This window comes from Pseudonocardia lutea (assembly GCF_042658055.1).
Lineage (GTDB): Bacteria > Actinomycetota > Actinomycetes > Mycobacteriales > Pseudonocardiaceae > Pseudonocardia > Pseudonocardia lutea.
This window is the reverse complement of record NZ_JBHSQK010000115.1, coordinates 1-638: the sequence shown is the minus strand read 5'-3', so window position 1 is coordinate 638 and position 638 is coordinate 1. Positions and strand designations below refer to the sequence as shown.

The 638-nt window shown below is 52.0% G+C and carries 1 protein-coding gene; it reads left to right on the top strand.

Annotated elements, in window-relative coordinates; all coding sequences use genetic code 11:
• Positions 1 to 638 (top strand): IS3 family transposase (locus ACFQH9_RS30845; RefSeq protein ID WP_379571766.1); only part of this gene is annotated, 638 nt, incomplete at both ends.

The following is a 638-nucleotide window of genomic DNA, read 5'->3' as shown; positions in this document are numbered from 1 at the left end:
CAGTGAACTAAGGCATGAACACGCTCTGCGGGACCTTCTGCGGGCGGCCGGTATGTCCCGTAGCACGTGGTATTACAATATGAATGCACTGAAGCAAGGGGACAGGTATGCGGGTCTTAAAGAGAACATCAGGAAGATATACCACTATCACAAAGGTCGTTATGGCTACCGCAGGATCACGCTCGCACTGAGAAAACAGGGGCTGCGGATAAACCATAAAACAGTGCAGCGGCTGATGGCAGAACTGTCACTCCGGTCTGTGATAAGGGCGAAAAAATATCGTGCCTGGAAAGGGAGAACGGGCGAGGCCGCGCCCAATATCCTGAGCCGGAACTTCGGTGCNTTCCCGAAGCTCAGACCGGGAGATGCTCCGCTGCTGCACTCGGATCAGGGCTGGCATTACAGGATGAGGAGCTATCAGGAACGTTTAAAGGCGCATGGGATGACGCAGAGTATGTCGCGTAAAGGAAACTGCCTGGATAATGCAGTGATGGAAAACTTCTTCGGGACCCTGAAATCGGAGTGTTTTTATCTGAGGGAGTTCAGGAGTGTCAGTGCGCTAAGAAAAGCCGTAGAGGACTATATCCATTACTACAACAACGAGCGGATAAGCCTGAAATTAAAAGGCCTGAGTCCGG